Consider the following 20,596-nt stretch of genomic DNA (forward strand, 5'->3'; position numbering starts at 1 on the left):
TACGCCGCATCACGGGACGTACCGCATGAAATCTGACCTATATGGCTTAGTAGGCCTATTACTAGTAATGTCATGTCTATGAAGGCGACAGGGCAGCGCTCGACGCTGGGACTGATCGTGCTCGGATTGCTGGCGGAGGAGCCGATGCACGCGTACCGGATGCAGCAGCTGATCCGGCAGCGCGGCAAGGACCGGGTGGTCAATGTACGGGCGCGGCAGAGCCTGTACCAGGTGGTCGAGCGGTTGCTGCGGCTCGGGCTGATCGCAGTGCGGGAGACGGTGCCGGGCGGCAGCCATCCCGATCGGGTCGTGTACGCCATCACCGAAGCCGGGCGGGAAACGGCCACGGAGTGGCAGCGGCAGATGCTCAGCCTGGGCCGGGACCCGTTTCCCGAGTTCGTGGCGGCTGTGTCGATGCTCATGGCGCTGCCGCCCGACGACGCGCGGCGGCAGCTGGAGCGCCGGATCGAGCTGCTCGCCGCCGACCTGGCCGAGACCGAGGCCGTGCTCGCCGCCAGCGACGGTTTGCCGCGGTTGTTCCTGCTGGATGAGGAGTACCGGAGGGCGCTGCTCACTGCCGAACTGGCCTGGGTCCGGTCGGTCGTGACCGACCTGCGGGACAGGCGTCTGGACTGGGACGAGCCGTGGCGGCGCCGGGTGGCGGCCGACTTCGACCTCCCGCCGGACGAAGCGCGTTCCCCTGATGAGAGGACGACCAGCTGATGAACGATCCTGACGCCGCATCGGATGCCGCCGGCGGCCTTCTCGACGTGCCGGGCGCGCGCCTGTTCTACCGGAGGACCGGGTCCGGCCCGGCGCTGCTCATGATCCCAGGCTCGCCCGCCGACTCCTACGACTTCGTCAGCATCGTCCCGATGCTCGCCGACCGGTACACGGTCCTGACCTACGATTGGCGCGGCTTCTCCAGCAGCAGCCTGACCGGCCCGCCTGCCGACCTCTCCCTCGCCATGCTTACGGACGACGCGTACCGGCTGCTGGCCGCGACGGGAAGCGGGCCGGCGTACGTGTTCGGCAGCAGCGCCGGTGGCCTGGTCGCACTCGATCTGCTCGCCGAGCACCCGGATCAGGTACGGGCAGTGGTCGCGCACGAGCCGCCGGCCACCGAGCTCCTGGCCGGCACCGACCCCCGGCGGGAGCTCGGACACCAGACGTACGAGCTCTACCGGCGCCAGGGCGTCGGACCCGCGATGAGGGCCTTCGCCGCGGGGCTCGGATTCGGCGGGTCTCCGCCGGTCATGGACGAGGAGCCGCCGCCCGAGTTGAGGGAGGTGATGGCCCGGATGCGGGAGAAGGTGGTACGCCAGCAGAAGAACGCCGAATTCTTCCTCGCCCATGTCCTGCGCTCGATCACTTCCCTGCCGGACCTGGCCGTGCTCTCGGAGCTTTCGGCCCGGGTGACGATCGCGGTCGGGACGGACTCGGTGCGGCAGTTCGCCCACGACACAGGCCTCGCCCTGGCCGAGCGGCTCGGTGTCACCGCCGCCGTCTTCCCCGGTGGCCATGCTGGTTTCCTGACGCATCCGGCCGCCTTCGCCGACAAGCTGAGCCGCGTTCTGCGGTGACATCAGTCAGTGCAAGGGTGGGGCCCTGTTCCCAACGGCAAAGGAGCCAGGGCGCGCCGCACGGCGGCTGGGGGCCAGGCGCGCCGTGCGGCGTCCCGTCATCACCCCGGTGGTCGTGCGCCGGCAGAGCCGTTGCCGGTGCCCGGGGTGACGTTCTGGCCGGTCCGGCAGCGGGTTGTGGCGCTGCCGGCAGCGGAGGCGGCTATGGACAGGTCAGGAGGGATTGCAAGGCTGTATACGGGCTACGGTATACCGAGTCAGACCGCACGAACAACATTCTCGTTGAGCAGGTCGCTGACCGCGTGGATCGCGCGCAGCGTCGGCACCTCGGCCCCGGTGAGGTCGGCCAGTTCGACCACCGCGGCCAGGAGCACGTCGAGTTCCAGCGGTTTGCCCTTCTCCAGGTCCTGGAGTGTGGACGTTTTGTGCTCGCCCGCCTTCTCGGCCCCCCGCAGGCGGCGTTCGATGGAGATCCCCGGGTCGCAGCCGACCCGCCTGGCCACCTCCACGGTCTCCGTCATCATGGCCACGACCAGTTCCCTGGTGCCGTCGTGACGGCAGATCCCGGCCATCGTCGCCCTGGCGAGGGCGCTGATCGGATTGAAGGCGATGTTGCCCATGAGTTTGATCCAGACGTCCCGGCGGAGATCACGCTCGACCGGGCACTTCAGCCCGCCCGCGATGGCGGCCTGGCTGAAGGCGGAGCACCGCTCGGTCGGCTCGCCGCTGGGCTCGCCGATGGAGAAGCGGGTGCCTTCGAGGTGACGGATCACGCCCGGTTCCTCGATCTCGGTGGCGGCGTACACGACGCAGCCGATCGCGCGGTCGAGGGGTAAGGCGGAGGTCACCGCTCCGCCGGGGTCGACGCTCTCGATGCGGTAGCCCTCGTACGGGCCCTTGAGTCCGTGGAAGTACCACCACGGGATGCCGTTCTGCGCGGCGATGATGCTCGTGGTCTCGTGCAGGAGCGGCTCGATCATGGGGCCCGCGGAGGCGTAGCTGTTCGCCTTGAGGCCCAGGAAGACGTGGTCCACCGGACCGACCTGGGTGGGGTCGTCGGTGGCATGGGGATGGGCGATGAAATCGCCCCTGGGGGTGAGCACCCGCACACCTGCGCTACGAATGGCTTCGAGGTGCTGACCTCTCGCGATGAGGTGCACCTCGACTCCCGCCCTGTGCAGGGCGGCGCCCACGTATGCGCCGATGGCGCCGGCGCCAAGAACAGCGACCTTCATGCTGCGCTCCGTTCTCGCGTCGGATGACAAGTACGGGCCCGTAACTTGCGAACGGGCCGCAGAATCGCGGCCCGCCGTGCATTCGGTATACAGTATGGAAAAACGAGGGTCAAGGAGTGTGCCCGTGGCCGTTGCGTGGCATGGACCAGTGGTGGAAGCGATCTCCTGGCCCGCCGCGCGGGCCCTCGCGGCGGCTGCGGTCTGCCCGGGGAAGCCCGGGACGGTCCCCTTGCGGCAGGCGCTCGGACGCCGGTTGGCCGGGCCGCTGACGGCGCTGGTGGCGGTGCCCGGAACGGACGTCTCGGCGATGGACGGCTACGCCGTGGCCGGTCCTGGGCCGTGGCGCGTGGTGGCGCGCGTGCTCGCCGGCGGGGCGGCCCACGACCGGCCGCTGCGGGCGGGGGAGGCGGTGGAGATCGCGACCGGCGCTCCCGTGCCGCCCGGCGCCGGGTCGGTGCTGCCGTACGAGCGGGCGGACGCGACCGGCGGGCAGGTGCGCGGCCCGGCCGAGGAGGGCAGGCACATCAGGCGGCGCGGTGAGGACGTCCCCGAGGGGGCGGTCGTGCTGGCCGAGGGCGCGGTGGTGACGCCGGTGGCGCTCGGGCTGGCCGCCGCGCTCGGCCACGACGAGCTCCCGGTACGGCCCCGCCCGCGGGTCGCCGTGCTGGTCACGGGGGACGAGGTGGTCGATCGCGGGCTGCCGGGCCCCGGCCGGGTCAGGGACGCCATCGGGCCGTTCCTGCCGGGTCTGGTGGAGTGGGCCGGCGGGCGCGTGACGGGCGTGCACCACCTCCCCGACGGCCCCGGCCCCCTGCGCGCCGCGCTCACCGGGGGCTGGCGCGAGGCCGCCCCCGCGTGGCAACATGCCCCCGAGGAGGGCGGCCGTTCGCCGGAGCGGGCCGCTCTCGCGGACGGCCGCTCGCACGAGCCGGCCGCTGTCATGGACGGTCGTCCCCCGGAGGGGGCGGCCGAGATCGTCGTCGTGTGCGGGGCCTCGTCCCGAGGGCCCGCCGACCACCTGCGGGCCGTGCTGGACGGTCTGGCCGCCGACGTGCTCGTCGACGGCGTCGCCGTACGCCCCGGGTATCCCCAGCTCCTGGCCCGCCTGCGCGACGGCCGGCTCGTGGTGGGCCTGCCGGGCAACCCGTTCGCGGCCCTGGCCGCCGCGCTCACGCTGCTCGCCCCGATCCTGCGCGAGCTGACCGGGACGCCCGCCGCCGTCGAGACGAGCCCGCTGCACGGGGTCGTGCGCCCGCACCCCCGTGACACCCGGCTGGTGCCGGTGCTCAGATCCGAGGTCGGCGCGATTCCCGCAGGGCATGATCGGCCGGGCTCTTTGTGGGGAGCGGCCCTGGCCGGAGCGCTGGCGGTGGTGCCTCCGGGGTGGGCGGGAGAGCGGGTCGAGCTGATCGAGTTGCCCCCTGGGGTCTAGACAGGCCCATCGCCAGGGGGTAACCATTGCGTTCATACGGTATGCAGTATGCGGAAGACAGTGGGCAGTTCAGTCGCCGGGAAAGGGTGGCATGATGTCGGAAACGATCTCCGGTGGTCATCTCGTAGCCAAGGCACTCAAGGCCGAGGGCGTGGAAGTGATCTACACGCTCTGCGGCGGCCACATCATCGATATCTACGACGGCTGCGTCGATGAGGGCATCGAGGTCATCGACGTACGTCATGAGCAGGTGGCCGCGCACGCCGCGGACGGTTACGCGCGCATCACCGGCAAGCCCGGCTGCGCGGTGGTCACCGCCGGGCCGGGCACGACCGACGCCGTCACCGGCGTGGCCAATGCCTTCAGGGCGGAGAGCCCGATGTTGCTCATCGGCGGTCAGGGGGCGCTGAGCCAGCACAAGATGGGCTCGCTGCAGGACCTGCCGCACGTCGACATGATGACCCCGATCACCAAGTTCGCGGCCACGGTGCCCAGCACGGAACGGGTGGCCGACATCGTGTCGATGGCCTTCCGCGAGTGCTACCACGGCGCCCCCGGGCCGTCCTTCCTGGAGATCCCGCGCGACGTGCTCGACGCGAAGGTCCCGATCGAGAAGGCGCGCATCCCCGAGGCCGGCCACTACCGGGCCTCCACCCGCCAGCAGGGCGACCCCGAGGCGATCGAGCGGCTGGCGGACCTGCTCGCGCACGCCGAGAAGCCGTGCATCCTGCTCGGCAACCAGGTCTGGACGTGCCGGGCGACGGACGCGGCCATCGACTTCGTCAGGACGCTGAACGTGCCCGCGTACATGAACGGCTCCGGCCGCGGCACGCTCCCGCCCGGCGACCCGCACCACTTCCAGCTCAGCCGCAGGTACGCCTTCACCGAGGCCGACCTCATCATCATCGTCGGCACCCCGTTCGACTTCCGGATGGGCTACGGCAAGCGCCTGTCGCCGACGGCCAAGGTCGTGCAGATCGACCTCGACTACCGCACCGTCGGCAAGAACCGCGACATCGACCTCGGGATCGTCGGCGACGCCGGCCTCATCCTCGCCGCGGCGGCCCAGGCCGCCAGCGGCCGCGTCGAGAACAGCGCCGCCCGCCGCAAGGAGTGGCTGGAGGAGCTGCGCGCGGTCGAGACCAAGGCGTACGAGAAGCGCCTGCCCCGCCAGCTCTCCGACGCTCAGCCCATCGACCCGTACCGCCTCGTGCACGAGATCAACGAGTTCCTGACCGAGGACACGATCTACATCGGCGACGGCGGCGACATCGTCACCTTCTCCGGCCAGGTCGTGCAGCCGAAGTCGCCGGGCCACTGGATGGACCCGGGCCCGCTGGGCACGCTCGGCGTCGGCATGGCCTTCGCGATGGCCGCCAAGCAGGCCCGCCGCGACAAGGAGGTGCTGTGCCTGTTCGGCGACGGCGCCTTCAGCCTGACCGGCTGGGACTTCGAGACCATGGTCCGCTTCGACCTGCCGTTCATCGGGGTCATCGGCAACAACTCCTCGATGAACCAGATCCGCTACGGCCAGGCCGCCAAGTACGGCGAGGACCGCGCCCGCGTCGGCAACACCCTCGGCGACATCCGCTACGGGGAGTTCGCCAAGCTCCTCGGCGGCTACGGCGAGGAGGTGCGCGACCCGGCCGAGATCCGCCCCGCCCTTGAGCGGGCTCGGCAGTCGGGCAAGCCCTCACTGATCAACGTCTGGGTCGACCCAGAGGTGTACGCCCCCGGAACCATGAACCAGACCATGTACAAGTAGGGGAAAGCTTAGAGATGAAGGCTCTCGAAGGTGTCCGCGTCCTCGACATGACCCATGTCCAGTCCGGCCCGTCGGCCACCCAGATGCTCGGCTGGCTGGGCGCCGACGTGGTCAAGCTGGAGGCGCCGACCGGCGACATCACCCGGCAGCAGCTGCGCGACGTGCCCGACGTCGACAGCCTCTACTTCACGATGCTCAACTGCAACAAGCGCAGCATCACCCTCAACATGAAGAGCGAGCGCGGCAAGGAGATCTTCACCGAGCTGGTGAAGAACGCCGACATCCTGGTGGAGAACTTCGGCCCGGGCGCGGTGGACCGCATGGGCTTCTCCTGGGAGCGGCTGCAGGAGCTCAACCCCCGCCTCATCTACGCCTCGATCAAGGGCTTCGGCCAGGGCAAGTACGCCAAGTTCAAGGCGTACGAGGTGATCGCCCAGGCCATGGGCGGCTCGATGAGCACCACCGGCTTCGAGGACGGCCCGCCGCTGGCCACCGGCGCCCAGATCGGTGACTCGGGCACCGGCATCCACGTGGTGGCCGGCATCCTGGCCGCCCTCTACCAGCGCGGCCAGACCGGCCGCGGCCAGCGCGTCCAGGTGGCCATGCAGCACGCCGTGCTGAACCTGTGCCGCGTCAAGCTGCGCGACCAGCAGCGCCTGGTGCACGGCCCGCTGCGCGAGTACCCCAACAAGACGTTCGGCGACGAGGTGCCGCGCTCCGGCAACGCCAGCGGCGGCGGCCAGCCGGGCTGGGCGGTGCGCTGCGCCCCCGGCGGCCCGAACGACTACATCTACGTGATCGTCCAGCCGGTCGGCTGGAAGCCGGTCTCGGCCATCATCGGCCGGCCGGAGCTGGCCGACGACCCCGAGTGGGCGACGCCGGAGGCGCGGCTGTCGAAGCTGGACAAGATGTTCCAGCTCATCGAGGAGTGGACGATCCGGCACGACAAGTGGACGGTGCTCGACCGGCTCAACGCCGAGAACATCCCCTGCGGGCCGATCCTGTCCACCAAGGAGCTGGTGGAGGACCAGAGCCTGCGCGAGGAGGGCATCGTCGTCTCGGTCGAGCACCCGCAGCGCGGCGAGTTCGTCACCGTGGGCAGCCCCCTGCAGCTGTCCGACTCGCCGGTGGACGTGCGCACCCCGCCGCTGCTCGGCGAGCACAACCAGGAGATCTACGGCGAGCTCGGCGTGAGCGCGGACGAGCTGGCGGAACTCAAGTCGAACGGAGTCATCTAGTGGAGCGGCGAGTAGGGCCCGTCAGCGGCAGCCCGCGTAACCAGGGAGCGCGACGATGAGCACAGTGGGGCCCAGGGAAGTCATCGAGAAGGCGCTCGCCGAAGGGCGTACGGCCCTGACGGCCCCCGAGGGCCGCGAGCTCTGCCAGGCGTACGGCATCGCCACCCCCGGCGAGGGGCTGGCCACCTCGGCCGACGAGGCCGCCCGGCTGGCCGGGGAGATCGGGTTCCCCGTCGTCCTGAAGATCGTCTCGCCGGACATCCTGCACAAGACGGACGCCGGCGGCGTGCTCGTCGGACTGAAGACCGCCGAGGAGGTACGCGCCGGCTACGACACGATCCTGACCAACGCCCGCGCCTACGACCCCGATGCGAAGATCGACGGCATCCAGGTGCAGCAGCTGGTCGGCGGCGGCCACGAGGTCATCGTGGGCGCGGTCACCGACCCGACCTTCGGCAAGGTCATCGCCTTCGGCCTGGGCGGTGTCCTGGTTGAGGTACTTAAGGACGTGACCTTCCGTCTTGCCCCGGTTTCGGGTGATGATGCACTGAAGATGCTGGACGACATCAGAGCGGCCGAAGTGCTCCGCGGGGTCCGGGGGGCCGAGCCCGCCAACCGCGAGGCGCTGGCGGCGCTGATCGAGCGCGTCGGCCGGCTCGTCACCGACATCCCCGAGATCGTCGAGGTGGACCTCAACCCCGTCTTCGCCGACGCGAACGGCGCGGTCGCCGCCGACGTGCGCGTCATCATCGGCACCCCGCAGCCCGAGGTCGCCCGGCTGTCGCGCGAGGAGATCCTGCGGCAGATGAACCGGATCTTCAAACCGCGCTCGGTCGCCGTGATCGGCGCCTCGGCCGAGACCGGCAAGATCGGTAACTCGGTCATGAAGAACCTCATCAACGGCGGCTACCAGGGGCAGATCTACCCGATCAACCCCAAGGCCGACGAGATCATGGGGCTGAAGGCGTACAAGAGCGTCGCCGACGTGCCCGGGGACGTGGACGTGGCCGTGTTCGCCATCCCGGCCAAGTTCGTCGCCCCCGCCCTGGAGGAGGTCGGCCGGAAGGGCGTGGCGGGCGCCGTGATGATCCCGTCCGGGTTCGCCGAGACCGGGAACGTGGAGGGCCAGAAGGAGATCGTCGAGATCGCGCGCAGGCACGGCGTGCGCATGCTCGGGCCGAACATCTACGGCTACTACTACACGCCGGAGAACCTCTGCGCCACCTTCTGCACCCCGTACGACGTGCGCGGCAGCGTGGCGCTGACCTCGCAGAGCGGCGGCATCGGGATGGCCATCCTGGGCTTCAGCCGCACCACGAAGATGGGCGTCTCGGCCATCGTCGGCGTCGGCAACAAGGCCGACGTGGACGAGGACGACCTGCTGACCTTCTTCGAGCAGGACGACAACACCAAGGCCGTGGCCATGCACCTGGAGGACCTCAAGGACGGCCGCGGCTTCGTCGAGGCCGCCCGCCGGGTCGTCAAGGAGAAGCCGGTCATCGTGCTCAAGGCCGGCCGCACCGCGATGGGCGCGCGGGCCGCGGGCTCGCACACCGGCGCGCTGGCCGGCGACGACAAGGTCTACGACGACATCCTGCGCCAGGCCGGGGTGGTGCGCGCGCCGGGGCTCAACGACATGCTCGAATACGCCCGCGCGCTGCCGATCCTGCCCGCGCCCAAGGGCGAGAACGTCGTCATCATCACCGGGGCGGGCGGCTCGGGCGTGCTGCTCTCCGACGCGATCGTGGACGCCGGGCTGACCCTCATGGACATCCCCGACGACCTGGACGCGGCCTTCCGCGCCTACATCCCGCCGTTCGGCGCGGCGGGCAACCCCATCGACATCACCGGCGGCGAACCCCCCTCGACCTACGAGAACACGGTCCGCCTCGGCCTTCAGGACGACCGCATCCACGCGCTCGTCCTGGGCTACTGGCACACGATCGTGACGCCGCCGATGGTCTTCGCCGAGCTCATCGCGAGAGTCGTCGCGGAGGAGCGGGCGAAGGGCAACACCAAGCCGGTCGTGGCATCGCTCGCCGGCGACACCGAGGTTGAGGAGGCCAGCGAGTACCTGTTCGAGCATGGCGTGGTCGCGTACCCGTACACGACGGAAAAGCCCGTGGCGGTCCTAGGTGCGAAGTACCGCTGGGCCAGGGCAGCCGGGCTGTTGCGCTAAGAGCCGAGCGCGGCAGCACAGGCGAGGGGGCTTATTCGGGGCGCACGAGGAAGGCAACAACCCCCCAGGAGGTCCGTAGGTGGACACATCGAACACACCACCGGCGACGGCCACGCCGCCGGTCGAGGATCAACGAGTATGGAAAGCGGGCCGGCTTGAGCCGATGCCCATCAGGAAGCTCCCCGACGCGCCTCCCTCGGTGCACATTCTCGGGCCGACGGTGTTCCTCGTCGCCCTGGGCGTGGGCATGGGCGAGTCGTACATGTGGCCCCGGCTGGTCCTGCTCTTCGGGCCGGAGATCCGGTGGCTGTTCCTGATCGGCGTCACCCTGCAGGCCGTGGTGATGCTGGAGATGGCCCGGTACGCCATGGCCACGGGGGAGAGCATCTTCTCCGGCGCGGCCAGGGTGTTCAAGCCGCTGATGTGGTTCTTCTTCATCGTGGCGATCGCCGTCTACATCTGGCCGGGACACCTGTCGGCGGGAGCGGCGGCGTTCGAGGAGATCACCGGCATACCCTGGGTGGTGACCGCGGTCGCCGGGCTGGTCCTCGTCGGCGTGGTCTTCACCCTGGCCAAGGTGATCTACAACCTGCTCGAGAACGTGCTGTCGCTGCTCATCGGCGCGCTCGTGCTCGGCACGGCCGTGGTCGCGGCCATGGTCGGCTCGTGGAGCGACGTGGTCACCACGATCAGCGGCATGTTCTCCTTCGGTTATCTGCCGCCGGAGGCCATGTCGGCCGCCTGGTTCCCCGTCATCGTCGGGGCGTGCGCCTTCGCCGGTCCGTCGGGCATGCAGCAGATGTGGTACACGCTGCACCTGCGCGACTCCGGCGCCGGCATGGGCGTGCACCTGCCGAAGGTGCGCGGGCTGCGGCACGCGGGCGAGGAAGAGGAGATGCCCTCGCGCGGGTTCATGTTCGACACCTCGGACCCGGCCGAGATGGCGAAGTGGAAGGGGTGGCGGCGCTGGGTCACGTTCGACGCGCTGCTGCTGTTCTGGGGCATCACCATGCTGGTCACGATCTCCTTCACGGTGATCGCCCAGTCGGCGGTGCGGCAGAACCCGGCCGTGCGCACGGCCATTCAGGGCGACGACCGGGAGGTGGCGCTGTCCGCGATGGCCGACGCCGTCTCGTCGGCGGGCAGCTCGGTTCTCGGGGTCGTGTTCCTCGGGTTCATCGCGCTGATCGGCCTGAACGCCACGCTGGGCCTGTTCGACTCCTTCTCCCGCGGCCAGGCCGACATGTCCTTCCACTTCGTCCCCGGGGCGAAGAAGCTGGGCATGTCGAAGCTGTACGGGATCTTCCTGTGGGGCGTCATCCTCTTCGGCATCCTGATCCTGTTGTTCGGGCCGGCTGACGGGCCGAGCGGGATCCTGGACACGCTGGCGTTCCTGTCCACGTTCGCCATGGGCGCGTACTGCGTGACCCTGCTGCTGGTGAACAACCGCATGCTGCCGAAACCGATCCGCCCCAAGTGGTGGACCAACGTGATCATCGGGTTCGGCGCGGTGTTCTATCTCGGGATGCTGTTCTACAGCCTCTTCGCCTACGGCGTGGTCGTGGGCTGATGGGTGGACGGCACAGCCTCGAACTCGCCCTGCCAGGGGCGTCTATCGGAGCCGTAGCCGGTGCCATGGCCGGTGGGCTGACCCTGCTCGCGGGGCAGCCCACCGGTATGGCCGCGCTGGCTGCCCTGGCGCTCGCCGTACCGCTCGGCCTCTTCGGCGGTCTGTACGGCATGCTGCTCGGTCACGGCGTCTTCCGGCCCGGCACCTTCGGGCCGGTGGGCCTGTACTGGATGGCCGCCTTCCCGGTGTCCCGGCTGGCGCAGGAGATCCTGGCCCCGACCGGCGGTCTCGCCGAAGGGGTGCCGGCCTTCCTGGCCTACCAGGCGATGATCGCCCTCGGCTTCGCGATCGGCTTCCTCTGGCTGCACGAGCGGTTCATGCCGCACTGGCTGGTCCGCCGGGCCGGCGACAACCCGCTTGCCCAGGACCTGCTCGGCACCTACCTGCGGTTCGCCCGAGTGGTGGAGAAGCGCAAGAGCGCACGGAAGGGGGCGCGTAGATGACGCCGGCGATGGAACTGCCGCTGTGGATCTGGCTGGCCACGATCGGCGGCTTCTGCGTCGTGCTCGCGTTCGACTTCTGGCTCGTGGCCCGCAATCCGCACGAACCCCGCTTCAAGGAGTGCGTGGCCTGGGTCTCCTTCTACGTGGGGCTGGCCGTCGCCTTCGGCGTCGGCCTGCTCCTGCTGTCCGGCCCGGCGCACGGAGGGGAGTTCTTCGCCGGGTGGATCACCGAGTACTCGCTCAGCGTGGACAACCTCTTCGTCTTCCTGCTGATCATGAGCAGGTTCCGGGTGCCCCGGGAGTACCGGCAGAAGGTGCTGCTCATCGGCATCGTCCTGGCCCTGCTGCTGCGCGGCGGCTTCATCGCGGCCGGCGCGGAGGCCGTCACCAGGTTCGACTGGCTCTTCTACGTCTTCGGCGCCTTCCTCGTCTACACCGCGTGGAAGCTGATCGGGCACGAGGACGAGGAGGCGGAGTTCTCCGAGAACCTCGCGCTGCGCACCGTGCGCCGGGTGCTCCCGACGACGGACACCTACCACGGCGCCCGGCTCACCGTGCACCACGGGCGCAGGATGGTCACCCCGATGCTGATCGTGATGATCGCCATCGGCACCACCGACCTGCTGTTCGCGCTGGACTCCATCCCGGCCATCTTCGGGCTGACCAAGGAGCCCTACCTGGTCTTCACCGCCAACGCCTTCGCCCTCATGGGGCTGCGGCAGCTGTTCTTCCTGATCGGAGGGCTGCTTGACCGGCTCGTCTACCTGAGCAAGGGACTGTCGGTGGTGCTGGCCTTCATCGGCGTGAAGCTGATCCTGGAGGCGCTGCACCACGACGGTGTGTCGTGGGCGCCGGAGATCCCGATCATGGTGTCTCTGGGGGTCATCATCGGCACCCTCGCCGTGACCACCGTGCTGAGCCTGCTCAAGTCGGCTCGGGACGCCAAGGCCGCGGCCAAGGAGGTGGAGCCGGCGCAGGTGGATTGACGCGGGCCGCGCGGGGGCGGTGGCTGCTCATGGGTGGCCGCCCCCCTGCCGCGGCTCGATGCCGTGGTCGCCGGCGTTGCGACGACGCCCCAGCGGCGTGTTCAGCCGCCGTGTTCAGTGACGCGTGGTGTTGTCGCGCACGTCCTGGCGCTCGGCGCTCCACTGACGCAGGTAGTGCTCCGCGTCCTGTGCGGAGTAGTGCTTCCTGAGCGCCGCGCTGAGACCGGCGCCGATGGTCCCGCCGTCCGCGGACCGGCCCAGGGGATCACCGAGCAGAAAGCGGATGAACGCTTTCATGGTCATGCACCTCCAATCGGTTACAGCTCCACCCTCTACCCGAGGTGTTTCGGAGCATGTGGACTTACGTGAACGCCATGTCAAACCCGGACGCGGCCGATCGACCCCCTGACGGCGTGGTTCAGGGCGGCGTGCGTACGGGCAGCTCGAACCCCTGGCGGGACCGGCCCGGGCACGGTGAGCCCAGGCTGGACCGGCCTAAGAGACCAGCTGTGACGAGGTCAGCCCAGGCGGCGCGGTCGGCGCCTGCGTACGGGCTTGGGCGCCGGCTCGGCCGGCGCGCCCTCCCGCTGCTCCATGTAGGAGGACCGGGTGTGCTCGGTGTGCTCGCGCATGATCTTCGCGGCCTTGCGCTCGTCACCGGCCTCGATGGCGTCGATCAGCTCGGTGTGCTCGTCCCACGAGGCCATGCCGCGCTGGCGGGCCACCGGCGTGTGGTACCACCGCACCCGCCTGGCCACCTGGGCGGCGAGCTCGGCCAGGACCCGGTTGCCCGACAGGTCCGTGACCAGGGCGTGCAGCTCGGAGTTGGTCGCCACCGCGTCGTCGACGTCGTCGGACTGCACGGCGGCGATGCCGCGCGCGCACAGCGCGCGCAGCCGCTTGACGCCCTCCTCGCCCGCGTGCTGCGCGGCGAGCCTGGCGGACTCGGTCTCCAGCAGCGTGCGCACGGCGAGCAGCTGGTCGGCCTCCTCCACCGTCGGGACGTGCACGAACGCGCCCTGCCCCGGGTGCAGATCGACCCATCCCTCGCCGCTGAGCTGCTGCAACGCCTCGCGGACCGGTTGCCTGGAGACGCCGAGCAGCTCGGCCAGCTCACTCTCGACGAGATGCTGGCCCGGCTTGAGCTGCCCGGAGACGATGAGCTCTTGGATAGCCTCGATGACGCTCTCGCGGAGCGTCGTCGGGCGGGGAATCTTGGCGGCCGCCGTCTGACCGGCCTGATCCGACAGCAACATGGACACGTCTCCAGGACATTAAGGTTTTTGGTCGACTGCCTACAGCATACCGTGGAGGGGTTCTCCATGGTCGTGAGACTCATCACAGGGGATAAAACGGGGGGATTTTAGGGGGAATTCAGCGGGGATGTCGTCAGAGCGGGATGGTGGCGGGCAGGCCGGGGATGCGCAGTCGGGGCGTGGCCAGGGCAGGCAGGGCCGCCAGCGCGGCGGCGGCCAGCAGGGCGGTCCCGGGGGCGGTCAGCGCGACCAGGGCCAGGACAGCGGCCACGACTCCGGCCACGGCCTTGGCGCTGTAGACCACCGCGTGGATCTCCGTGGCCCGCTCGGTGCCGAACAGCTCGCGGACGAGGCTGGCCAGCAGGGGGTAGAACGCGCCACCGCCGAGCCCCGCCGCGACGGCGCCGAGCCACAGCAGCGGGTTTCCGGCGGACGCCGGCGGTGAAACGGTGTTCTGCACGGCCACGGCCAGCAGGATCTGGCCGAGGGCGAGCGCGGCGAAGACCGCGGCCAGCACCCGGCGGCGGCCGAACCGCTCCGACGCCCGCACCGCCACCGACCTGCCCGCGCCGTTCAGCGCCACGAGCAGGGCCAGCGCGCCCCACGCGCCGGTGCCGGCCACCACGATCACGTCGAACACCGACACCGCCCCCGCGCACGTCAGCAGCAGGGCCAGGGCCGGCAGCGTACGGGTGCGCACCGCCTGGGCCAGCCCGAACTGCTTGACCGCCTCGGGGCTGGTGCGCAGCCGGGCGGCGTCGAGGGCGTGGCTGCGCGGATCGACGTCGTCGGGCCACCAGCGGGCCGGGGGCAGCCGCAGCTCACGGGCGGCCAGGCCGACGACGGCCGCGGCGAGCACGGCGGAGACCAGGAAGGCGGCGGACGTGGCGCCGGGGGCGATCCCGGTCCAGAGCAGCAGCGGCACCGCTCCGTAGCCGAAGGCGCCGGTGATCAGGCCGACCCGGGCGGCCGGGCGCTCGGGGTACCAGGAGGAGACGACCTCGCCGCAGACCCCGTAGACCAGCCCCGCGCCGAGCCCGCCGAGCAGCGCGTACCCGATGAGCGCGACCGGTCCCGGGCCGGTGAGGGCGGCCGTGGCCAGGCCCAGGCCGCTCAGCGCCGCGCCCGCGGCCAGGCACGCGCGGACGCGCAGGCGTCCACGCCGGACGAGGTGCAGCGCGGGCAGGGCGCCGGCGGCCTGGCAGGCGATCCACACCGCCAGCAGGGTCAGCCCGCCGGCGTCTCGGGCGAGCAGGGCCGCGTAGCCGTACTGCAGGGGCGCGATGACCGCCATGGCGGCCAGGGCCAGCCGGAACATGCGGGCGCGGTCGGCCGGGACGGGTCCAGGGCAGTACGAACGCCCCCGCCAGTCCTTAATTGCATTCTCCATACTGTATGGAATATCCCGCCGACCGACCGCTGTCGAGGCCCTAGACGAAGGATACTCCATACGGTATACCGTCTACAAAGGAGGCTCGAATGGACCTGTACGAGTACCAGGCGAAGGAGCTCTTCGGGCGTCACGGGATCCCCGTACCAGCCGGCGCGATCGCGACCACACCGGCGCGGGCCGGCGAGATCGCGGCCGAGCTGGACGCGCCCGTGGTCATCAAAGCCCAGGTGAAGACCGGTGGACGGGGCAAGGCGGGCGGGATCAGACCGGCGGCGGGGCCGGCCGCGGCCGCGACGGAGGCCGACCGCGTCATCGGTATGGACATCAAGGGGCACATCGCGCGCCGCGTGCTGGTGGAGGCCGCGACCGTCCCGTTCGAGGAGTACTACGCCGCCTTCCTGGTGGACCGGGCGGAGGGCACGTTCCTGGCCATGGTGTCGGCCCAGGGCGGCATGGAGATCGAGGAACTGGCCGCCACCGACCCCGACGCCATCGTGCGACTGCCGATCGACCCCGCGACGGGCGTGGACGCCGACACCGCCAGGCTGCTGGCGGCCAAGGCCGGGCTCCCCGAGCAGGCGGCCGGGGTGCTGGAGCAGCTGTGGCGGGTGCTGGTCGAGGAGGACGCGCTGCTGGTCGAGGTCAACCCCTTGATCTGCACCACCGACCAGCGGATCGTGGCGCTCGACGGCAAGGTCACCCTGGACGACAACGCGGCCTTCCGGCACTCCTGGGAGGACTACGAGGAGAGCACCGACAGCCTGGAGGACCGGGCCAAGGCCAAGGGGCTCAACTACGTCAAGCTGGACGGCACCGTCGGCGTCATCGGCAACGGCGCCGGGCTGGTCATGAGCACGCTCGACGTGGTCGCGGGCGCGGGCGCCGACCCCGCCAACTTCCTCGACATCGGCGGCGGGGCCTCGGCCAAGGTCATGGCCGACGGGCTGGAGATCATCCTGGCCGACCCCGACGTGCGCTCGGTGCTGGTCAACGTCTTCGGCGGCATCACGGCGTGCGACGCGGTGGCGAACGGCATCGTCACCGCGCTCGAACTCCTCGGCGAGCGCGGCCACGGCAGGCCCATCGTCGTACGGCTGGACGGCAACAACGCCGAGGTGGGCCGGCGCATCCTCAGTGACGCCCGGCACCCGGCGGTACGCCAGGTCTCCACCATGGACGGCGCCGCCGAGACGGCGGCTCGACTCGCGGCAGGTGCGTAAATGGCGATCTTTCTCACCAAGGACAGCCGGGTGCTCGTGCAGGGCATGACCGGCGCGGAGGGCACCCGGCACACCGCCCGTATGCTCGCCGCCGGCACCGACATCGTGGCCGGGGTGACGCCGGGCAAGGGCGGCTCCTCGGTGGACTTCGGCGAGCGGACGGTGCCGGTGTTCGGCTCGGTCGCCGCGGCGGTCGCGGAGACCGGGGCCGACGTGTCGGTGATCTTCGTGCCGCCGCGGTTCACCGCCGCGGCCGTACAGGAGGCGGTCGAGGCCGAGGTGCCGCTCTGCGTGGTGATCACCGAGGGCGTGCCCGTGCACGACGCCGTGCGCTTCCGCGCCCTGGCGAACGGCCGTACCCGGATCATCGGCCCCAACTGCCCCGGCCTGATCAGCCCCGGCCAGTCCTCGGCCGGCATCATCCCCGCCGACATCACCTCGGCCGGGCGGATCGGACTGGTCTCGAAGTCGGGGACGCTGACGTACCAGCTCATGTACGAGCTGCGCGACCTCGGCTTCTCCACCGCCGTCGGCATCGGCGGCGACCCCGTCGTCGGGACCACGCACATCGACTGCCTCCAGGCGTTCCAGGACGATCCCGGCACCGACGCCATCGTGATGATCGGCGAGATCGGCGGCGACGCCGAGGAGCGGGCCGCCGCCTACATCGCCGCGAACGTGACCAAACCCGTCGTCGCCTACGTGGCCGGCTTCACCGCGCCCGAGGGCAAGACGATGGGCCACGCGGGCGCGATCGTGTCCGGCTCGTCCGGCACCGCCCAGGCCAAGAAGGAGGCGCTGGAGGCGGTCGGGGTCCGCGTCGGGCGCACCCCCTCGGAGACGGCGCGGCTGATGCGGTCCGAGCTGAACCGCGGGACCGGGGCGTGACCGCGGTGCGCTTCGACGTCAATCTCTCCATCCTGCTGACCGGCCTGCCGCTGCTCGAACGTCCCGCGGCGGCGGCCAAGGCCGGGTTCGACGCGGTCGAGCTGTGGTGGCCGTTCGACTCGCCCGATCCGGGCGGCGCCGAGCTGGCCGCGCTCAGGAGCGCGATCGAGGACGCCGGCGTGCGGCTCGCCGGGCTCAACTTCGACGCCGGGGACATGGCGGCGGGCGAGCGCGGCCTGCTGGCCAGGCCGGACGGCTCGGCCCGCTTCCAGGCCAACATCGACGTCGCGGTACGGCTGGCGGGGGAGCTGGGCTGCACCGTGCTCAACGCCCTGTACGGCAACGACCCCGGCACCGACAGGGACCTGGCCGTGGCGAACCTGCGCCGGGCGGCCGACGCCGCGGCGGACATCGGCGCGACCGTGGTGGTCGAGGCCCTCAACTCCTACGAGAACCCGCGCTATCCCATCACCTCGTCGCAGGCCGCGTTCGAGCTGATCGACCAGGTGGACCGGCCCAACGTGGCCTTCCTGGCCGACCTCTACCACCTGCACCGGATGGGCGAGGACGTGCTCGCGCTCATCGACGGGCACAGCGCGGGCTTCGGGCACGTGCAGATCGCCGACGACCCCGGGAGGGGACGTCCTGGGACCGGGGACATGCCGTACCCGGAGATCCTCGCCCGGCTGGAGGCGGCAGGCTACCGCGGCCACGTCGGCCTGGAGTACCGGCACGAGGGGCCGGACGCGTTCGACTGGAGGCAGGAATGAACATCGGGTTCGTCGGCTTGGGGATCATGGGCAGCCCGATGGCAGCCAACCTCCTCAAAGCCGGATATGTCGTGACCGGCTACGACGTGAGCGCCGCCCGCGTCGAACAGCTCGCGGAGCTGGGCGGCAAGCCCGCCACCGGCGTCGTCGACGCGGTCGCGGGCGCCGACGTGGTGATCACCATGCTCCCCGACTCCCCCCAGGTCGAGGAAGTGGCCCCGCTCGTCGTCGAGTACGGGAAGCCGAACCTGCTCTACATCGACATGAGCACCATCAGGCCCGAGACCTCCCGCCAGGTCGCCCGGCGGGCGAAGGCGGCCGGCGTACGGGCCCTCGACGCTCCCGTGAGCGGCGGCGAGCGCGGCGCGATCGACGGCACCCTGTCGATCATGGTCGGCGGCGAGCCCGAGGACGTCGAGGCCGCCGCGCCCGTCCTCGGCCGGCTCGGCACCACCGTCGTGCACGTCGGCCCCGCGGGCGCCGGCCAGACCGTCAAGGCGGCCAACCAGCTCGTCGTGGGCGGCATCTACGGCCTGGTGTCGGAGGCGATCGTGCTGCTCGAATCGTCGGGGGTGGACGCGGGGCCCGGCCTGGACGTGCTCGCCGGCGGCCTGGCCGGATCCCGCATCCTCGACCTCAAGCGGCACACCATGCTCAGGCGGGAGTTCGCCCCCGGCTTCCGCATCGACCTGCACCACAAGGACATGGGCATCGCCGTCGCCGCCGCCCGCGAGGCCGGGGTCAGCCTGCCGCTCACCGGCCAGGTCGCCCAGCTCGTCGCCGCGGCCAGGGCCCAGGGCCACGGCTCGCTCGACCACTCCGCCCTGCTCAAGGTGATCGAAAGGCTGAACGGATGAAGAAGGTGCCCTGCATGGAGGCAGTGGTGTCGGTGCTGGAGTCGGAGGGAGTGGACACCGTCTTCGGCATCCCCGGCGCGGCCATCCTGCCGCTCTACGCCGCGCTCCAGAACAGCTCGATCCGGCACATAACCGTACGGCACGAGGAGGGCGGCACCCACGCGGCCGACGGCTGGGCCAGGGTCACGGGGAACGTCGGCGTCTGCATCGGCACCTCGGGCCCCGCGGGCACGAACATGATCACCGGCCTCTACACCGCGCTCGCCGACTCCATCCCGATGATCTGCGTCACCGGGCAGGCCATGACCTCCAAGCTGCACCAGGAGGCGTTCCAGGCGGTCGACATCGTGGAGATCGCCCGGCCGGTGACCAAGTGGGCGGTGCAGCTCAAGGAGCCGGCGCAGGCGCCGTGGGTGTTCAGGGAGGCGTTTCGGCGGGCCCGCTCGGGACGGCCAGGGCCCGTGCTCATCGACCTGCCGATCGACGTCCAGCGCGGCCTGTGCCTGTACGACCCCGACGTGGACGCGCCGCTGCCCGTCGAAGTGCCGCAACCGCTGCCCAGGGCGGTCACCGCGGCCATGGATCTGCTGGAGGGCGCCAGGCGGCCGATCATCCTGGCCGGCGGCGGCGTGATCGGCGCCGAGGCGTGCGACGAGCTGCGCGCGCTGGCCGAGCACCTGCAGATCCCGGTGCAGGTGACGCTCATGGGCAAGGGCGCCTTCCCCGAGGACCATCCGTTGTTCGCCGGGATGGCCGGCATCCAGACGCAGACGCGGTGGGGCAACGCCGCGTTCCTGGAGAGCGACCTGGTCCTCGCCGTGGGGGCCAGGTTCGGCGACCGGCACACCGGCGACCTCGACGTCTACCGGCGCGGGCGCAAGTTCGTGCACGTGGACATCGACCCTCTGCAGATCGGCCGGGTCTTCCAGCCCGACCTCGGCGTCGTCGGCCACGCCAGGCCCGTGCTGGCCGCGCTGCGCGACGAGGCCCGGCGCAGGAGCGAGCCGCGTCAGGCGGGCAAGTGGGTGCGCAAGGTCGGGGAGCTGCGCGGCACGCTGGGGCGCAGGGACGACTTCGACGACGTGCCGATCAAGCCGCCCAGGGTGTTCAAGGAGATCAACGACTACTTTCCCAGGGACACCACGTTCGTCACCGCCATCGGGCTCTACCAGATCTGGTCGGGCCAGTTCCAGACGACGTACCTGCCGCGCCGCTACCTGGTCTGCGGGCAGGCGGGGCCGCTGGGCTGGGAGGTGCCGGCCGCCATGGGGGTCAAGCTGGCCCATCCGGAACGGCAGGTCGTGGCGGTGGTCGGCGACTACTCCTTCCAGTTCCTGATGGAGGAGGTGGCGGTGGCGGCGCAGTACCGGATTCCGTTCGTCATCGTCATGATCAACAACGAGTACCTGGGGCTCATCAGGCAGGCGGAGATCCCGTACGACATGAACTACGCCGTGGACCTGCACTACGGCGAGGGCGGGATCGACCACGTCAAGGCCATGGAGGCGTTCGGCTGCCCGGCCCGCCGGGTCGAGCTGCCCGGCGACATCCGCGGCGCGCTGGCCTGGGCGAGCGCGGAGGCGGCGCGCGAGCGGCTGCCGGTGCTGGTGGAGGTGATGGTGGAACGCGAGGCGAACGCCGCCATGGGCCCCTCGCTGGAGGCGATCAAGGAGTTCGAGCCGCTGCCCGAGCTCATCACCGCCGACTGGTCCGACTGAGGA

The 20,596-nt window shown here is 70.8% G+C and carries 18 protein-coding genes; 14 read left to right on the forward strand and 4 right to left on the reverse strand.

All coding sequences use genetic code 11. The features are described from left to right. Nucleotides 1–78 precede the first annotated feature (78 nt). Nucleotides 79–723: a PadR family transcriptional regulator gene (locus B0I32_RS05685; RefSeq protein WP_245955617.1), complete on the forward strand. Its 645-nt coding sequence runs from the start codon at nucleotides 79–81 to the stop codon at nucleotides 721–723. Then, nucleotides 723–1,583 (forward strand): alpha/beta fold hydrolase, encoded by an 861-nt coding sequence (locus B0I32_RS05690; protein ID WP_106235583.1) that lies wholly within the window; start codon nucleotides 723–725, stop codon nucleotides 1,581–1,583. The genes B0I32_RS05685 and B0I32_RS05690 overlap by 1 nt, the downstream gene beginning before the upstream one ends. 257 nt (nucleotides 1,584–1,840) lie before the next feature. Here B0I32_RS05690 and B0I32_RS05695 read toward each other — a convergent pair whose 3' ends face one another. Beyond that, nucleotides 1,841–2,818 carry a 2-dehydropantoate 2-reductase gene (locus B0I32_RS05695; RefSeq protein WP_106235585.1) on the reverse strand — a complete coding sequence of 326 codons (978 nt, stop codon included), beginning with the start codon at nucleotides 2,816–2,818 and terminating at the stop codon, nucleotides 1,841–1,843. Between the two features lie 148 nt (nucleotides 2,819–2,966). On the opposite strand from B0I32_RS05695, the gene B0I32_RS05700 reads away from it, so the two are divergent. The 7 genes from B0I32_RS05700 (at nucleotide 2,967) to B0I32_RS05730 (ending at nucleotide 12,491) form a co-directional block, all read left to right on the forward strand. Next, complete coding sequence (locus B0I32_RS05700) at nucleotides 2,967–4,250, forward strand: molybdopterin molybdotransferase MoeA (protein WP_245955619.1); 1,284 nt, start codon at nucleotides 2,967–2,969, stop codon at nucleotides 4,248–4,250. Between the two features lie 91 nt (nucleotides 4,251–4,341). Continuing rightward, nucleotides 4,342–6,015: a thiamine pyrophosphate-binding protein gene (locus B0I32_RS05705; RefSeq protein WP_106235589.1), complete on the forward strand. Its 1,674-nt coding sequence runs from the start codon at nucleotides 4,342–4,344 to the stop codon at nucleotides 6,013–6,015. Nucleotides 6,016–6,029: 14 nt separating this feature from the next. Beyond that, nucleotides 6,030–7,253 carry a formyl-CoA transferase gene (frc, locus tag B0I32_RS05710; RefSeq protein WP_106235591.1) on the forward strand — a complete coding sequence of 408 codons (1,224 nt, stop codon included), beginning with the start codon at nucleotides 6,030–6,032 and terminating at the stop codon, nucleotides 7,251–7,253. A 55-nt stretch (nucleotides 7,254–7,308) separates the two neighbouring features. Continuing rightward, nucleotides 7,309–9,432 carry an acetate--CoA ligase family protein gene (locus tag B0I32_RS05715; protein ID WP_106235593.1) on the forward strand — a complete coding sequence of 708 codons (2,124 nt, stop codon included), beginning with the start codon at nucleotides 7,309–7,311 and terminating at the stop codon, nucleotides 9,430–9,432. A 163-nt stretch (nucleotides 9,433–9,595) separates the two neighbouring features. Then, on the forward strand, nucleotides 9,596–11,002 hold the full coding sequence (locus B0I32_RS05720) for an Nramp family divalent metal transporter (protein WP_106235595.1): 1,407 nt from the start codon (nucleotides 9,596–9,598) through the stop codon (nucleotides 11,000–11,002). A gap of 65 nt (nucleotides 11,003–11,067) precedes the next feature. Further along, entirely contained in the window at nucleotides 11,068–11,505 is a 438-nt protein-coding gene (locus B0I32_RS05725) for a hypothetical protein (protein ID WP_106235597.1), read from the forward strand. An 8-nt stretch (nucleotides 11,506–11,513) separates the two neighbouring features. Further along, nucleotides 11,514–12,491 (forward strand): TerC family protein, encoded by a 978-nt coding sequence (locus B0I32_RS05730; RefSeq protein WP_106235599.1) that lies wholly within the window; start codon nucleotides 11,514–11,516, stop codon nucleotides 12,489–12,491. A 114-nt stretch (nucleotides 12,492–12,605) separates the two neighbouring features. Here B0I32_RS05730 and B0I32_RS05735 read toward each other — a convergent pair whose 3' ends face one another. The 3 genes from B0I32_RS05735 to B0I32_RS05745 all read right to left on the reverse strand — a co-directional run bounded on the left by B0I32_RS05735 (nucleotide 12,606) and on the right by B0I32_RS05745 (nucleotide 15,137). Further along, complete coding sequence (locus tag B0I32_RS05735; RefSeq protein WP_146178054.1) at nucleotides 12,606–12,788, reverse strand: hypothetical protein; 183 nt, start codon at nucleotides 12,786–12,788, stop codon at nucleotides 12,606–12,608. 221 nt (nucleotides 12,789–13,009) lie between these two features. Continuing rightward, nucleotides 13,010–13,747, reverse strand: coding sequence for a GntR family transcriptional regulator (locus tag B0I32_RS05740; protein ID WP_106235603.1), 738 nt, complete (start codon nucleotides 13,745–13,747; stop codon nucleotides 13,010–13,012). Nucleotides 13,748–13,880: 133 nt separating this feature from the next. Further along, on the reverse strand, nucleotides 13,881–15,137 hold the full coding sequence (locus B0I32_RS05745) for an MFS transporter (RefSeq protein ID WP_146178055.1): 1,257 nt from the start codon (nucleotides 15,135–15,137) through the stop codon (nucleotides 13,881–13,883). Between the two features lie 89 nt (nucleotides 15,138–15,226). Between B0I32_RS05745 and sucC the strand changes: the two genes are divergently transcribed. Genes sucC through gcl form a run of 5 tightly spaced genes read left to right on the forward strand, consistent with a single transcriptional unit; the run spans nucleotide 15,227 to nucleotide 20,593 of the window. Next, a complete protein-coding gene (sucC, locus tag B0I32_RS05750) occupies nucleotides 15,227–16,360 on the forward strand; it encodes an ADP-forming succinate--CoA ligase subunit beta (RefSeq protein ID WP_106235607.1) in 1,134 nt (377 codons plus the stop codon). Next, nucleotides 16,361–17,248: a succinate--CoA ligase subunit alpha gene (gene sucD, locus B0I32_RS05755; RefSeq protein ID WP_106235609.1), complete on the forward strand. Its 888-nt coding sequence runs from the start codon at nucleotides 16,361–16,363 to the stop codon at nucleotides 17,246–17,248. Further along, nucleotides 17,245–18,018 (forward strand): hydroxypyruvate isomerase family protein, encoded by a 774-nt coding sequence (locus tag B0I32_RS05760; RefSeq protein ID WP_245955621.1) that lies wholly within the window; start codon nucleotides 17,245–17,247, stop codon nucleotides 18,016–18,018. The genes sucD and B0I32_RS05760 overlap by 4 nt, the downstream gene beginning before the upstream one ends. After that, a complete protein-coding gene (locus tag B0I32_RS05765; RefSeq protein ID WP_106235610.1) occupies nucleotides 18,015–18,875 on the forward strand; it encodes an NAD(P)-dependent oxidoreductase in 861 nt (286 codons plus the stop codon). The genes B0I32_RS05760 and B0I32_RS05765 overlap by 4 nt, the downstream gene beginning before the upstream one ends. Beyond that, complete coding sequence (gcl, locus tag B0I32_RS05770) at nucleotides 18,872–20,593, forward strand: glyoxylate carboligase (RefSeq protein WP_106235612.1); 1,722 nt, start codon at nucleotides 18,872–18,874, stop codon at nucleotides 20,591–20,593. The genes B0I32_RS05765 and gcl overlap by 4 nt, the downstream gene beginning before the upstream one ends. Nucleotides 20,594–20,596 lie beyond the last annotated feature (3 nt).

The organism is Nonomuraea fuscirosea (assembly GCF_003001935.1).
Taxonomy (GTDB): Bacteria; Actinomycetota; Actinomycetes; order Streptosporangiales; family Streptosporangiaceae; genus Nonomuraea; species Nonomuraea fuscirosea.